Raw genomic sequence first — 14,832 nt, forward strand, 5'->3', positions numbered from 1 at the left:
TCAGGTCCTTGTCTCGGTGCGTGCGGGTTCGGCATGCCGGGTTTCGGCAGCCGTGGCTTCGGGGCTGGCGGTGGGAGTGGAGGGGAGCGCCCGAGGCCGGGCGATCACGAGGAGGTCGTCGCCGAGGCGTTCGACGTGGTCGATCTCGAGCCGGCGCTGCTCGTCGATCCCGGTCACGCCGATGTCGCCGAGGGCGAGCCGGTCGCCGCCGAGCAGGGTCGGTGCGAGGTAGACGAGGTATTCGTCCACGAGCCCGGCCGTGACGAAGGCGCTCGCGAGTCCCGGTCCGCCCTCGATGAAGGCCCGGCGGATGCCGCGGGCGTGCAGGTCCCGGAGGATCGCGCCCAGGTCGGGGCCGGGGTAGAACAGCGGCGGATGCGGGTGCTGCCGGACCGCGGCATCCGCCGGCACGGTGCGGGTGCCGATCACGACGGGAATGGGCTGGGCCGAGAGCAGGGTGCCGTCGTCGGCGCGGGCGGTGAGGGCGGGGTCGTCGGCGAGGACGGTGCCGGTGCCGACGAGGATCGCGTCAGAGCCCGCCCGGCGGCGGTGCACGTCGAGCCGGGCATCGATGCCGGTGATCCAGCGACTCGAGCCGTCTGCCGCCGCGGCACGGCCGTCGAGACTCGAGGCCCACTTGAGGGTGACGAAGGGACGGCCGAGGCGCGCGGCGACGAGCCAGTCGGCGAGGAACGCTTCGGCCTCGGCGGCGAGCACCCCGCCGACGACCTCGACGCCGGCGGCGCGCAGACGCTCGGCGCCGCCGGACGACGCGTGGCCCGGATCGGACACGGCGTAGACGACCCGGTTGACGCCCGCCTCGATGAGGGCGACGGAGCAGGGACCGGTGCGCCCGGTGTGGTTGCAGGGTTCGAGGGTGACGATCGCTGTCGTACCTCGGGCGGCGCCGGCCGGAAGGTGTGCGAGGGCGTCGACTTCGGCGTGCGCGGTTCCGGCGCCCCGGTGCCAGCCTTCGGCCAGGACGGTGCCGTCCGCATCGACGATGAGGCAGCCGACGCGCGGGTTCGGACCGGCGGCTGGGCCGTTGGCGGCGAGGGAGAGGGCGCGCCGCATGAGGTGCTCACGCTCGGTGTCCTGGATCATTCCCGCCTCATCCGTTTCTGCAACGAACTCCGGGGGTGGATTGTGGATACGCGTACGCCACAAACCTTCGGCGGGCCCCGAAGGTCCAACCGAATCGTGCGCCTCTCATCCGGACTTTAACCGTCGGTGCTGGAATTTCACCAGCTCAACCGTTTCGCCCGGGGGCGGAACGGGTCGCGGACTTTCACCGCCGGTTCGGACTTACACCGACCCCGGAGCACGTTTCTTGCTTCTAGTTATAGCCCAACGCCCCCGCTCCCGGATAATTCCCGCCCGGCCCTGTGCAGGATTTGGACGTTTTCTTACGTGCCGTGGCCTGCCTGCAGCGTCCCCGTAGCCTGCCCGCAGCTACACCCGAACCTTCCGTGGCTAACTCAGGAAAACCGTTGCGGAACCGTGTCACCGCCCCGGACCAGTGCAGCCCCGTTTCCGCGTGGGCGTGTTTTTCCTGAGTTAGCCACGGTCGGCCGGGCAAAGGCAAACGGACCGTGCGCACCGGCCCTGAAGTTATCCCCAGATCTCGTCCGCGCCACTCGCAGCGCACGTGGCGCTTCCGCATGACGTGGGCCGAGTATTTCCAAGAAAGCAATGCTCAGATCGCCGAGACGGCCGCCCTCCTCGCCGCGGGTGCGACGTGGCGCTCTCTCCAGGCGGCTGTCGACAACGGGTTCCTCATCCGAGCGCGGCGCGGGCACTACGCGCTCCCGGAGACGGACGTGCACCTGCTCGAGGCGGTGCGTCTGGGCGGGCGCCTCGCGTGTGTCTCCGCTGCGGCACACGCGGGCGTCTTCGCGCTCGACGATTCCTTCGCGCACATCCACGTGCACCCGACGGGCTCCAGGCTGCGAGCCCCGCACAACCGGTTCGAGCTCCTCACCGATCGGAACCGGGACGGCGTTGAACTTCACTGGGGGCGGCTGCTCGATTCCGAGGCCGGGACCGAGTACCGGGTGGGTCTGGCGGATGCACTCGTTCAGGTCTTTCGCTGCCAGGAGCCGAAATTCGCCATGGCGGCCCTGGACAGCGCCCTACACCAGCGCCTGATCGGCGACGAGGATGTCGCGACCATCTTCGCGGCCCTGCCTGCCCGGTTCGGGGCCCTGCGCCCGTTCGTCGATGCCCGGAGCGACTCGGGCCAGGAGACCGTGCTGCGCTACATCGTGAGGGAGGCAGGCTACGCGTTCGAATCCCAGGTGTCCATCGTCGGCGTCGGCCGCGTGGACATGGTCGTGGAAGGCTGCCTGGTCGTCGAGGCGGACAGCAGGAAATTCCACGACGGCTGGTCTGCGCACGTGCGCGATCGGACCCGGGATTGTGACCTCGCCGCCCTCGGATACATGACGTACCGGGCCCTCTATCGGGACATTATTCACAATCCGGCGCGCGTTGTTTCCGCGATCGCCGGTCTCCTGGCCGCCAACCGCCACTATCGCACCGTCATCGCCTGACGCTGGTTCCCGCCGCAGTCGGTCCGTAGGCATCGGGGCGTGACCTGCCGGGCATCCCTGGGTGGGGGCTAACTCAGGAGATTCTGGCGACCGTGCGGAAAGACCGGCAGTGGTCCGGGCGTTGCGGTCGTGCGTGCGTGGATTTCCTGAGTTAGCCCCCGGGCGGGGCGGGCAATGCCGGTGCCGTACGTCGGGCATCGGCGGCCCAGGGCACGCGGACGTCCGGATAGGGCGTCTGTGTGGCGGGCGTGGGGGCTAACTCAGGAGATTCTGGCGAAAGTGCGGAGACACCGGCACTGGTCCGGGCGCTGCGCCATCATGCGGGCGAGGATTTCCTGAGTTAGCCCCCGAGGCGGCAGGCAAGGCGGGTTCCGCGCCTCCGGCTGGGCCGGTCTCAGGCAGCGGATGCGTGCAGCAGCGGGTGATTGGACGCCAGGGTATCCCGGCCGAGAAGGATGACCCGGGTGCGGGTGCGGGTGCGGGTGCGGGTGCGGTGGCGGAGGGCGGAGGGCCGGTGGGTTCCTACCCGACGAGGGCGCGGGCGGTGCCCTCGTCGATGAACAGGTCGGTGATGAGGCCGGCGGCAAGTGCGCCGCGGAGGCTGTCCACCTTGGAGGAGCCGGCAACGACGCAGATGCGCCGCGGGGTGCGGCGCAGCACCGAAAGTCCCGGTCCGGTCCCGCGATCATTGAGCGGAATGCCGTCGGTCGAGCCGTCCGCGCGGTAGAAGACGGTCGCAACGTCGCCGACGACCCCGGCGTCGCTGAGCGCCGTGAACTCGTCGTCGTCGAGGTAGCCGCCGACATACACGTGGCTCGGGACCATGGAGAAGGGCGAGCCCACGCTGAAGAGGGCGACGTCCATGTTGCCCTGCATCTCCAGCAGCCGGCGCAGGCCGCGCTCCCGCCAGTAGGCCGTGCGGGTGGCGGGGTCGTCGAAGAAGGTGGGAACCGGGAACTGCTCCAGCCTGGCGTCGAACGCGTTGCTGAATCGCCGCAGGATCTCGTTCGCGTAGTCGAGTCCCGTGCTCCGGGTGTTTCCGGCGCCGTTCAACTGCACGATCTGGGCGTTGTGGGTGCGTTTGGGGGTCAGGTGGCGGCTGACGGCATTCATCGTGGAACCCCAGGCGATGCCCATGATCATGTTGGAGTCGAAGAATTCGCCGAGAATCCGTGCAACGGACAGGGCCACGCGCTCCAGCCTGTCGACGTCGCTGGCATGGTCCGGCACCGGGAGAACGTGCGCGGTGACCTGGAACCGCTCCAGAATCAGCTTCTCCACCCGGCTCGGAGCGTCGAGCGGCGACCTGATCTGGATGTCGACCAGTCCGCTTGCCCTGGCCTGGCTGAGCAGGCGGGACACCGACGAACGCGAAGTGTGCTGCGCTCCTGCGCGATGGCCTCCATGGTGAGGTCCTGCACGTAGTACAGCTGCGCCGCGGTGAGGGCGTCCGAGGTGCGGTCGGACAGGGGCAGATCATTCGGGTGGGGCATGCTGGCTCCTTGCACATATGTTCAAACCACTTGACCGTTTGTGTAGAACTTAGCAGGGTAGAAGGAATCACCCACCCCGCATAGTTTCCCAGCCGCAAAGAAGTGAGCGAATCAGTGCCGTCAACTCCCGATCAGTCCTCATCCGCCCGTCCGCTGTCCAGCGGAGCCGCCGCCCAGGCCGCCCTGCAGGAACTCCCTCGGGCCCAGGTGCTCATCATCGGAGCCGGAATCAACGGCATCGCGACCTTCCGTGACCTGGCGATGCAGGGCGTCGACGTCGCAATCGTCGACAAGGGCGACTATGTCTCCGGCGCCTCGTCGGCCTCCTCCCACATGATCCACGGCGGTGTGCGCTACCTCGAGAACGGGGAATTCCGCCTGGTCAAGGAGTCGGTCGAGGAGCGCAACAGCCTGCTGAAGATCGCCCCGCATTACGTCAAGCCTCTCAAGACGACCATTCCGATCTACTCCACCTTCTCCGGGGTGATGTCCGCGCCGATGCGCTTCCTCACCCACCGCCAGGGTGCGGCCCAGGAACGTGGTGCCCTGCTGATCAAGATCGGCATGATGCTCTACGACTCCTTCTCACGCGACGGCGGCACGGTGCCCCGGCACGAGTTCCTCGGCAGGAAGGCGTCGCTCAGACTGCTGCCGCGCCTCAACCCGGGCCTCAAGTACACGGCCACCTACTACGACGCCTCGATGCACGACCCCGAGCGTCTCGCCCTCGACGTGCTCGCCGATGGCCTGGCTGCCGGTGCGCACGCACGCAGCGCCAACTACATCGAGGCCATCGGCATGGATGCCGCGGGCGTGCGCCTCCGGAACACGGTCACCGGCGCCGAATTCAGCTTTGCGGCGGACGTCGTCGTCAACACCTCGGGACCATGGACCGACCTCACGAACACGGCCCTCGGCCAGGCCAGCACGTACATGGGCGGCACCAAGGGGTCGCACGTCGTGCTCGACAACCCCGAGCTGCTCGCCGCAACAGGCGGCCGCGAGATCTTCTTCGAGCACAAGGACGGCCGCATCGTGCTGATCTACCCGCTCGCGGGCCGGGTGCTCGTCGGCACCACCGACCTCGAGCACGACATGACCCAGCCCGCGCGCTGCACCGAGGCCGAGGTCGACTACTTCTTCGATCTCGTCAAGCACGTTTTCCCGGATGTGGCCGTCGACCGTTTCCAGATCGTCTTCCGGTTCGCCGGGGTACGCCCGCTGCCCCGGCACGACGACGAGGCGCCGGGGTTCGTCTCCCGCGACTACCGCATCGAGTCCCGTCCGCTCGGCGCCCGGCCGGGCACCCTGCTCAGCCTGGTCGGCGGCAAGTGGACCACGTTCCGCGCGCTTGCCGAGCACCTGAGCGGCAACATCCTGACCCTGCTCGGTCTGCCGCGCACGGTCTCGACGGTCGGCCTCGCCATCGGCGGCGGTCGCAACTTCCCGTCGACGGATGCCGCCCTCCGGGTCTGGATCGCCGCGAACGGCGACGAGGTCGGTGCGCCGCGGGCCGAGCAACTCCTGACCCGCTATGGCACCCGGGCCAGTGAGGTCATCGACTTCCTCACCGCCGAATCGGACGCCGCGCTCAAGCAGCACCCCGAGTACTCCCGCCGGGAGATCGAGTTCCTCGCGGCCACGGAATCTGTGGTGCACCTGACCGACCTGGTCCTCCGGCGCACGAGCATGGCCTTCCGCGGCGAGCTCAGCCTGACGCTGCTCGAAGAACTCGCCGGCGTCCTCGCGCCCGTGCTCGGCTGGGATTCCGCCCGCCGCGCCCTCGAGGTCGAGCGCACCGTCGGCCTGCTGCGCGACCTGCACGGCGTGGACCTCGCGAGCGTCGACGCGGCATCCGCTTCACGCGCGTAAACGACGATCTGCACAAACGTGCACGTTTGAGTGCACCATTGGCCGCGCTGAGCCGATAGGTTTCTCGAGATTCGTTTTGCGGCCACAACCGGCCCAAAAACTGTCTCATCTCCAGCGTCAACAACTCGGCTTCACTGAACAAGGGTGTCAATGTGGACAATCTCGGTATCGTTTTCCTCTCGGAGCCTGGTGGGCACGGCCCTGCTCGTCCTCCTCGGCTGCGGCGTGGTCGCCAACGTGGCCCTCGCCAAGAACAAGGGGTTCGGCGGCGGCTTCCTGATGGTGACGATCGGGTGGGGTCCGCGGTCTTCTCCGGCGTCATCGTTGCATACAACTCCGGTGCTCATCTCAACCCCGCCGTCACCCTCGGCCTCGTCGCATCGGGTGCGACGGAATTCGGCTCGGGCGTTCCGGTCAACGTCGTGTCGGTGCTCGCCTACATCGGCGCGCAGATGCTCGGCGCCATCATCGGGGCCGTGTTCTGCTGGCTCGCGTACAAGCAGCACTTCGACCAGGAACCGAACCCGGCCAACAAGCTCGGCGTCTTCTCGACCGGTCCGGCCATCCGCTCCTACGGCTGGAACCTCGTCACCGAGATCATCGGCACTTTCGTGCTGGTCTTCGTGATCATCGCCTTCGGCGGCGGTCGCCAGGGCGTCAACGGCGGACTGGCCGCGCTCGGCCCGCTTCCGGTGGCCCTGCTCGTGATCGTGATCGGCACTTCGCTCGGTGGGCCGACCGGGTACGCGATCAACCCGGCCCGTGACCTGGGGCCGCGCATCGCGCACTTCATCCTGCCGATCAAGGGCAAGGGTTCCTCGGACTGGTCGTACTCCTGGGTGCCGGTCGTCGGCCCCATCATCGGCGGCGTCCTGGCCGGCCTCGTTTCGACCGCGCTCCTGCCGATCCTGGCCTGACGCGGTATCCGCCAGGACACCGGCTTCGACCGGTTGTTCCCACGCAGTTCTCACCTCCCCCGCTTAACCTGACACACACGAATAACAAAGGAGTTATCAATGGCTGACTACGTCATCGCGATCGACCAGGGCACGACCAGTACCCGCGCGATCATCTTCGACAAGGCGGGGTCGATCGTCTCGACCGCGCCAGCTCGAGCACGAGCAGATCTTCCCCCGCGCGGGCTGGGTCGAGCACGACCCGATGGAGATCTGGAACAACACCCGTGAGGTCATCGGCCAGGCGCTGTCCAAAGCCGACATCACTCGGCACGACCTCGCTGCCGTCGGCATCACCAACCAGCGCGAGACCGCCGTGGTCTGGGACCGCACCACCGGGCTCCCCGTCTACAACGCGATCGTCTGGCAGGACACCCGTACCCAGCCCATCGTCGACCGCCTCGCCGCCGACGGGGCGTCGAGCGCTTCAAGAAGCAGGTCGGACTGCCGCTCGCCACGTACTTCTCGGGCACGAAGATCGTCTGGATCCTCGAGAACGTCGAGGGAGCCAGGGCCAAGGCGGATGCCGGCGAGCTGATGTTCGGCACGACGGACTCCTGGGTGCTCTGGAACCTCACCGGCGGCCTCGAGGGCGGCGTGCACGCGACCGACGTCACCAACGCGAGCCGCACGATGTTCATGGACCTCGAGACCCTGCAGTGGGACGACGACATCCTCGCCGCCTTCGACGTGCCGCGCTCGATGCTGCCCGAGATCCGTTCCTCCTCCGAGGTCTACGGCATCGCGAGCGGCCACAGCCTGCTGCGGGAGACCCCGATTTCGGGCATCCTCGGCGACCAGCAGGCCGCGACGTTCGGTCAGGCGGCTTTCGACCAGGGTGAGGCGAAGAACACCTACGGCACCGGTAACTTCCTGATCTTCAACACCGGCACCGAGATCGTGCACTCCAAGAACGGGCTGCTCACGACCGTGGGCTACAAGCTCGGCGACGGCGAGACGCACTACGCGCTCGAGGGATCGATCGCCGTCACCGGAGCCCTCGTCCAGTGGCTGCGCGACAACCTCGGCATAGTCGGTTCGGCCTCCGAGATCGAGGCGCTCGCCCTGTCTGTGAAGGACAACGGCGGAGCCTATTTCGTGCCGGCGTTCTCCGGCCTGTTCGCGCCATACTGGCGTGCCGATGCCCGTGGTGCACTCGTTGGACTGACCCGGTTCGTGAACAAGGGCCACATCGCCCGGGCAGCACTCGAGGCGATCGCGTACCAGACCCGCGAGGTGCTCGACGCGGTCAACGCCGACTCCGGCGTCCCGCTCACCGAGCTGAAGGTCGACGGCGGCGCTTCGGCCAACGACCTGCTGATGCAGTTCCAGGCCGACATCCTCGGCGTATCCGTGGTGCGCCCGGTGGTTGCCGAGACAACCGCCCTGGGCGCCGCGTACGCGGCCGGCCTCGCGGTCGGCTTCTGGAACGACCTCGACGAACTCCGCGCCAACTGGCAGGAGGACGCACGCTGGGAGCCCCAGCTCGACGTCGCCGAGCGTGACCGTCTGCTCCGCAACTGGAAGAAGGCCGTCACCAAATCCCTCGACTGGGTGGACGAGGACGTCCTCTAGCCCACCGCGCTAGAGCGATACCGGCAACTGTGGCCGATTCGGACAAGTGCGGCCCACGGGCCCGCAACAGTTGTCCGAATCGGCCACAGTTGTGTCAACGAGCGAATCGGGGCGGGAGCAGGCCGACGCGGTCGTACGCGCGGGCGAGGGTGGCATCGGCAACGGATGCCGCCCGCGCGGCGTTGACGGCCAGCAGGCGGTCGAGCTCGGCCGGGTCGTCGAGCAGCTCGATCACGCGGGCGCGGATCGGACCGAAGGTGCCGGTGACGACCTCGGCGAGGCCCTTCTTGAGGTCACCGTAGCCGCGGCCCGCGTATTCGTCTTCGAGGGACTGGACTGTGCGCCCCGCCATGGTCGAGTAGATCGTGAGCAGGTTGGCCACGCCCGGCTTGTTCTCCCGGTCGAAGACGACGCCGCCATCGGCATCCGTCACCGCGCGCATGATCTTCTTGGCGGTGACCGAGGGCTCATCGAGCACCCAGATCACACCGGCGTGCGATTCGGCCGACTTCGACATCTTCGACAGCGGGTTCTGCAGGTCGTAGATCTTGGCGGTCTCTTTCTGGATGGAGGACTCCGGGACCACGAACGTGTCGCCGAACCGCGTGTTGAATCGTGCCGCGATGTCGCGGGTGAGCTCGACGTGCTGACGCTGGTCCTCGCCGACGGGTACGACGACCGTGTCGTAGAGCAGGATGTCTGCGGCCATCAGGATCGGGTACGCGAACAGCCCGACCGTGGTGCCGTCGGACCCCTGCTTGGCGGACTTGTCCTTGAACTGGGTCATCCGGCTGGCCTCGCCGAAGCCGGTGATGGTGTTCAGAACCCAGGCGAGCTGGGCGTGCGCGGCAACGTGCGACTGCACGTAGAGCGTCGAGGCGTCAGGGTCGATCCCGCTGGCGATGTACTGCGCTGCGGTGCGGCGGGTGTTCTCCCGCAGTTTGGCCGGGTCCTGCGCGACGGTGATGGCGTGCAGGTCGACGATCGAGAAGAACGCGTCATGCGTCTCCTGCAGCGACTTCCAGTTCAGCAGGGCGCCGATGTAGTTGCCGATCTGCAGCGATTCGGCCGACGGCTGCATGCCGGAGTAGAGGCGGGGCTTGTCCATGATTCAGATCTTTCGTAGCGTGTGGCCAAAGGGCCGGAGCCGGTGGCGTGAAATGGGTCGAAGGGGGAGTGGCGAGAACCTCACGGGCCGGGCCGACACGTTCCGAACCGGGGTGCCGTTCGGTGTGCCGGGCCGGAGGTCGGAGGCCCGTCCGTCAGAGTGCGTAGTCGACGACGACAGGGGAGTGGTCCGACCAGCGCTGGTCATAGGCATCCGCTCGGTCGACCGTGTAGTCGACGACGGATGCCGCCAGGAGCGGGGTCGCGAGCTGGTAGTCCAGTCGCCAACCGGTGTCCGTGTCGAAGGCCTTGCCGCGCTGCGACCACCAGGTGTACGGGCCCTCGACCTCGCCGGCCCACTTGCGCCCGACATCGACCCAGCCGAGACCGGCGCCGGCGTTGTATCCGGCTTCGTCTTCCGCGCCGAGGATGCGGTCGAAGTACGCACGCTCCTCCGGCAGGAACCCGGCGTGCTTGCGGTTGCCGCGCCAGTTCTTGATGTCGAGGGTGCGGTGGCCGACGTTCAGGTCGCCGAGCACGACGGCGCGCTCGCTGTGCGCCGCGAGCTCGGGCAGCCGCGCGAGCATCGCGTCGAGGAACTTGTACTTCTCGACCTGCTTCGGGGTGTCGGTCTCACCGGAGTGCACGTAGGTGCTCACGACCGTCACGATCGTGCCGTTCACCTCGTAGTCGGCCTCGAGCCAGCGCCCGGCGCTGTCGAAGTCCTCCGCGCCGAGTTCGACCCGGTGAATGGATGCCGTCGACCGGCTCGCGAGGGCGACCCCGGCCCGGCCCTTGGCCGTTGCGGCATCGTGGAGGATGTTCCACTCCGGCCCGAGCAGACCTTCGAGGTCCTCGGTCGACGCACGGACCTCCTGGATGGCGAGGATGTCGACGTCCCGTCCGGCCAGCCAGTCGCCCATCCCCTTGCGGTAAGCGGCGCGCACCCCGTTGACGTTGATCGTCGCGATGCGAAGCGGCTGGGCAGACGGCGTTGAGGCTGCAGGCGTAGACGGCATGGTTCAAGTCTAGGTCGACCCGGCCCGAACCAATTCGACGGAGTTTTTGGGTTTTACGAGCGTGAGAACGCGATCTCAGCGCTTTCCGAGCACAATCTCCGTCGAATTCGTCAGGGGTCAGGCGAAGGGGGCTGCGCGCTTCTCGGCGGCGCGCACCCGGCGAGCGGATGCCCAGCGCCGGCCCCAGGAAGACGTCGCGTGCGCGGCCTTCGCGTCCCGCAGGCTCCGCGAGCGCGGCGATCCGCCGCGCCTCGAGCTCGCGCGCTTCGGCCGCAGCAGCGGCCTCGTCCGGGTTCACCGGTTGCGGCGGGATGCCCGCGTCCTGCATCCCGACCGAGATCCACGATGCGGTGAGGAGGATCACCGTGTTCATGAAGTTGAACCAGATCAGCAGCCCGATCACGACGGCGAAGGTCGCGAGCAGGGGGTTCTTGCCCGCCCCGCCGAGGAGGGCACCACCGAGCACCTTGAGCCCGCCGAGCGCGACCCCGCCGAGCAGGGAGCCGGACACGAGCTTCCGGAACGGGATGTGCACCCGGCTCAGCACCCGGAACAGCACGGCGAGCGTGAGCGTGTCGATGACCAGCACGACGAGCAGTCCGATCGTGCGCGCGCCCACGATGAAGCCGAGCGAGTCCCGCGAGACGCCGAGGAAGCCGAGAATGCCGCCGAGGGCCTCTGTGCTCGCGAGCGAGATCAGCGCGGAGACGATAAGGGCGAGTCCGAAGCCCGCGCCGAGGCCGAGCTCCCTGAGCTTGACGAGCAGGAAGAAGGTGCCGTCGCGCGGCATCCCGAAAATGCTGCGCACGGCCTGCGCGGTCGTCGACAGCCAGCCGAGGGTTGTACCGATCAGGCCGACAAGAGCGATCGCGCCGGTCCAGGTCAGCGCCCCCGGGCTCGCGAGCTCGGTCGGGTCGATCACGCCGCCCTTGCCGATCAACCCGGGGACGGACTGGTTGATCAGGGCGTACAGCTGGTCGAGGAGCGCCGGGTTCGAGGTCAGCCACAGTCCGGCGATCGAGAAGCCCACCCAGACCGCCGCGAAGATCGCGAAGATGGCCTGGTAGGTCATGCCCCCGGCGAGGATCGCACCGCTGCTTTCCCCGAAGTGCGTGAACGCGCGCACGGGCCGCCACTGCATCACGTTCTTGGCCAGGGTCGTCAGTCGGTTCACGAATGCAGGCGGCTTCACCGGACCAGCCTAACGATTTCCCGGGTTTCCCCAAGTCACCCCCAGTTCGGGGGAGCATTCAGTCGTGAGGGTGTCTCACCTCTTGCGCGTGCACGTCCGAATCTGCGACGATCCGAGGGTTCACCCGTTCAGAATGGTCATTCGAAACCCGAAGCGGATGCCCCGACCGGACCCGTCCGCCACGCCCCGGTGTCGCGCGGTCGGGTCAGCACGGCTCGTGCGGCACTGCTCGAGCCGGGTCGGTCTGGCTCGTGGACTGAGCGACGGTCACGACGGCCCGGCCAGCCGGGAACGTTGCGACCAGCCGGTGGCGACGAAACCCGAGTCGGCGCCACCGGCTACCCCTGCTGATACTTCATGGTGCCGGCACGTTGCCGTGCGGGTGCCGAGTGCTGCCCGCACCACGCAGTACGGGCACCACGCAGTGCGTGGTGCCCGTAGCGTTGGTGCCCGGTGGTACTGATCCTGCGTGCTGCGCGACCGATCAGGCCGTACCGCGCAGGATCGCCTGCTTGACCTCGGCGATCGCCTGCGTCACCTGGATGCCGCGCGGGCACGCCTCGGAGCAGTTGAACGTCGTGCGGCAGCGCCAGACGCCCTCCCGGTCGTTCAGGATGTCGAGGCGCACGGCGGCGTTCTCGTCGCGCGAGTCGAAGATGAAGCGGTGCGCGTTCACGATCGCGGCCGGGCCGAAGTACTGCCCGTCCGTCCAGAACACCGGGCAGCTCGAGGTGCACGCGGCGCAGAGGATGCACTTCGTGGTGTCGTCGAAACGGCTCGCGCTGGGCGACCGTCTGGATGCGCTCCTTGCCGCCGGCCGGCGCGGTGTTGGACACCAGGAACGGCTGAACGGCCCGGAACGACTCGAAGAAGGGCTCCATGTCGACGATGAGGTCCTTCTCGAGCGGAAGTCCCTTGATCGCCTCCACATAGACCGGCTTGGTGATGTCGAGGTCCTTGATCAGGGTCTTGCAGGCCAGGCGGTTGCGGCCGTTGATGCGCATCGCATCCGAGCCGCAGATGCCGTGCGCGCAGGAACGCCGGAACGACAGCGAGCCGTCCTGCTCCCACTTGATCTTGTGCAACGCGTCGAGCACCCGGTCCGTCGGGTACATCTGCACGTCGAAGTCTTCCCAGTGCGGCTCGTCGTCGACCTCCGGGTTGGAAGCGCCGGATGATGAGCGTGACGGTGAAGGACTGAATCTCCTCGGGCACGACCGGGGCGTCTGCGAATGCGGTGCTCACTCAGTACTTCCTTTCCATCGGCTGGTAGCGCGTGATGGTGACTGGCTTCCAGTCCAGCGCAATGTGGTCTGCGGCATCCGCTGAGAGCGGGTCGCCGGTGAGGTACGCCATCGTGTGCACGAGGTAGTTCACATCGTCGCGCAGGGGGTAGTCGTCGCGCATGTGGCCGCCGCGGCTTTCCTTGCGGTTGCGGGCCGAGTACACGACGACCTCGGCGAGGTCGAGCAGGAAGCCGAGTTCGACGGCCTCGAGCAGGTCGGTGTTGAACCGGCGGCCCTTGTCCTGCACGCCGATGTTCTTGTACCGGTTGCGCAGCGAGTGGATCACCTCGGTGACCTCGGAGAGCGACTCGTCGGTGCGGAACACCTGCGCCTTCGCGTCCATGGTCTCCTGGAGTTCGCGGCGCAGCACGGCGATGCGCTCTGTCCCTGTCGACGAGCGGATGCCCTCGAGCAGGTCGCGCACCGTCCCGGCCGGGTCGTCGGGCAGCGGGGTGAACTCCGCGGTCTTCACGTACGCGACGGCGTTGTTGCCCGCGCGCTTGCCGAAGACGTTGATGTCCAGGAGCGAGTTGGTGCCGAGGCGGTTCGAGCCGTGCACGGAGACGCACGCGCACTCGCCTGCGGCGTAGAGGCCGGGAACGACGGTGGTGTTGTTGCGCAGCACCTCGGCGTTGACGTTGGTCGGGATGCCGCCCATGGCGTAGTGCGCCGTCGGCATCACGGGCACCGGTTCGGTGACCGGGTCGACGCCGAGGTAGGTGCGGGCGAACTCGGTGATGTCGGGCAGCTTGGTCTCGAGTACCTCGGCGCCCAGGTGGGTGCAGTCCAGGTACAGGTAGTCCTTGTTCGGCCCGGCGCCGCGGCCCTCTGCGACCTCCTTGACCATGCAGCGCGCGATGATGTCACGCGGGGCGAGGTCCTTGATCGTCGGGGCGTACCGCTCCATGAAGCGCTCGCCGGAGGCGTTGCGGAGGATCGCGCCCTCTCCGCGGGCCCCCTCGGTGAGGAGGATGCCGAGGCCGGCGAGGCCGGTCGGGTGGAACTGGAAGAACTCCATGTCCTCGAGCGGAAGGCCCTGGCGCCAGATGATGCCGACGCCGTCACCGGTGAGGGTGTGCGCGTTCGAGGTGGTCTTGTAGATCTTGCCGAAGCCGCCGGTCGCGAAGATGAAGGCCTTGCCCTGGAAGACGTGCAGGCTCGCCGCTCGACAGGTCGAGCGCGACGACCGCGGACGGCTGGTCGACACCGTCGACCGGGGTCATCACGAGGTCGAGCACGTAGTACTCGTTGAAGAAGTTGATGCCGCGCTTGACGCAGTTCTGGTACAGGGTCTGCAGGATCATGTGGCCGGTGCGGTCGGCGGCGTAGCAGGCGCGGCGCACGGGCGCCTTGCCGTGGTCGCTCGTGTGGCCGCCGAAGCGGCGCTGGTCGATCTTGCCCTCCGGGGTGCGGTTGAAGGGGAGGCCCATGTTCTCGAGGTCGATGACCGCGTCGATGGCCTCCTTCGCGAGGATCTCCGCCGCGTCCTGGTCGACGAGGTAGTCGCCGCCCTTGACGGTGTCGAAGGTGTGCCACTCCCAGTTGTCTTCTTCGACGTTGGCGAGGGCGGCGGCCATGCCGCCCTGCGCCGCTCCCGTGTGCGAACGGGTCGGGTAGAGCTTGGAGATGACCGCGGTGCTTGCGCCGGGGCCCGCCTCGATGGCCGCGCGCATCCCTGCGCCGCCTGCTCCCACGATCACGATGTCGAACTTGTGGTAGTGCACTCCGTCGATCACGGTGGACTCGGTCGGTGCGGTGTTTGATGCATCCGTCATGTGCT

General features: G+C 67.9%; 5 protein-coding genes, 6 pseudogenes and 1 riboswitch. Of the genes and pseudogenes, 4 read left to right on the top strand and 7 right to left on the bottom strand.

The genetic code is table 11. From position 1 onward, the window contains the following. Complete coding sequence (ribD, locus tag KIV56_RS14645) at positions 1 to 1,104, bottom strand: bifunctional diaminohydroxyphosphoribosylaminopyrimidine deaminase/5-amino-6-(5-phosphoribosylamino)uracil reductase RibD (RefSeq protein WP_281534021.1); 1,104 nt, start codon at positions 1,102 to 1,104, stop codon at positions 1 to 3. Positions 1,105 to 1,197: 93 nt separating this feature from the next. Continuing rightward, positions 1,198 to 1,328: riboswitch (FMN riboswitch) on the bottom strand. Positions 1,329 to 1,661: 333 nt separating this feature from the next. Between ribD and KIV56_RS14650 the strand changes: the two genes are divergently transcribed. Continuing rightward, on the top strand, positions 1,662 to 2,552 hold the full coding sequence (locus tag KIV56_RS14650; protein WP_281534022.1) for an endonuclease domain-containing protein: 891 nt from the start codon (positions 1,662 to 1,664) through the stop codon (positions 2,550 to 2,552). Between the two features lie 522 nt (positions 2,553 to 3,074). Here the strand turns inward: KIV56_RS14650 and KIV56_RS14655 are convergent. Then, positions 3,075 to 4,045 (bottom strand): annotated as a pseudogene (locus KIV56_RS14655) (sugar-binding transcriptional regulator). A 153-nt stretch (positions 4,046 to 4,198) separates the two neighbouring features. Here KIV56_RS14655 and KIV56_RS14660 point away from each other — a divergent pair. The 3 genes and pseudogenes from KIV56_RS14660 (at position 4,199) to glpK (ending at position 8,448) form a co-directional block, all read left to right on the top strand. Then, positions 4,199 to 5,917, top strand: a complete 1,719-nt coding sequence (locus KIV56_RS14660) for a glycerol-3-phosphate dehydrogenase/oxidase (RefSeq protein ID WP_281536170.1) — start codon at positions 4,199 to 4,201, stop codon at positions 5,915 to 5,917. 152 nt (positions 5,918 to 6,069) lie between these two features. Continuing rightward, positions 6,070 to 6,834: pseudogene (locus KIV56_RS14665) on the top strand (MIP/aquaporin family protein). Positions 6,835 to 6,933: 99 nt separating this feature from the next. After that, positions 6,934 to 8,448 (top strand): annotated as a pseudogene (gene glpK, locus KIV56_RS14670) (glycerol kinase GlpK). A 94-nt stretch (positions 8,449 to 8,542) separates the two neighbouring features. Here glpK and trpS read toward each other — a convergent pair. The 5 genes and pseudogenes from trpS to sdhA all read right to left on the bottom strand — a co-directional run bounded on the left by trpS (position 8,543) and on the right by sdhA (position 14,827). After that, positions 8,543 to 9,556 (bottom strand): tryptophan--tRNA ligase, encoded by a 1,014-nt coding sequence (trpS, locus tag KIV56_RS14675; protein ID WP_281534023.1) that lies wholly within the window; start codon positions 9,554 to 9,556, stop codon positions 8,543 to 8,545. A gap of 154 nt (positions 9,557 to 9,710) precedes the next feature. Continuing rightward, complete coding sequence (locus tag KIV56_RS14680; protein WP_281534024.1) at positions 9,711 to 10,574, bottom strand: exodeoxyribonuclease III; 864 nt, start codon at positions 10,572 to 10,574, stop codon at positions 9,711 to 9,713. Between the two features lie 343 nt (positions 10,575 to 10,917). Then, positions 10,918 to 11,715 (bottom strand): annotated as a pseudogene (locus KIV56_RS14685) (YihY/virulence factor BrkB family protein); the annotation flags it as partial. A gap of 535 nt (positions 11,716 to 12,250) precedes the next feature. Then, positions 12,251 to 13,011, bottom strand: a pseudogene (locus KIV56_RS14690) (succinate dehydrogenase iron-sulfur subunit). After that, positions 13,012 to 14,827, bottom strand: a pseudogene (gene sdhA, locus KIV56_RS14695) (succinate dehydrogenase flavoprotein subunit). Between the last annotated feature and the right edge of the window lie 5 nt (positions 14,828 to 14,832).

Origin of the sequence: Cryobacterium breve, from assembly GCF_027594785.1 — a bacterium.
In the GTDB taxonomy this organism is placed as follows: domain Bacteria; phylum Actinomycetota; class Actinomycetes; order Actinomycetales; family Microbacteriaceae; genus Cryobacterium; species Cryobacterium breve_A.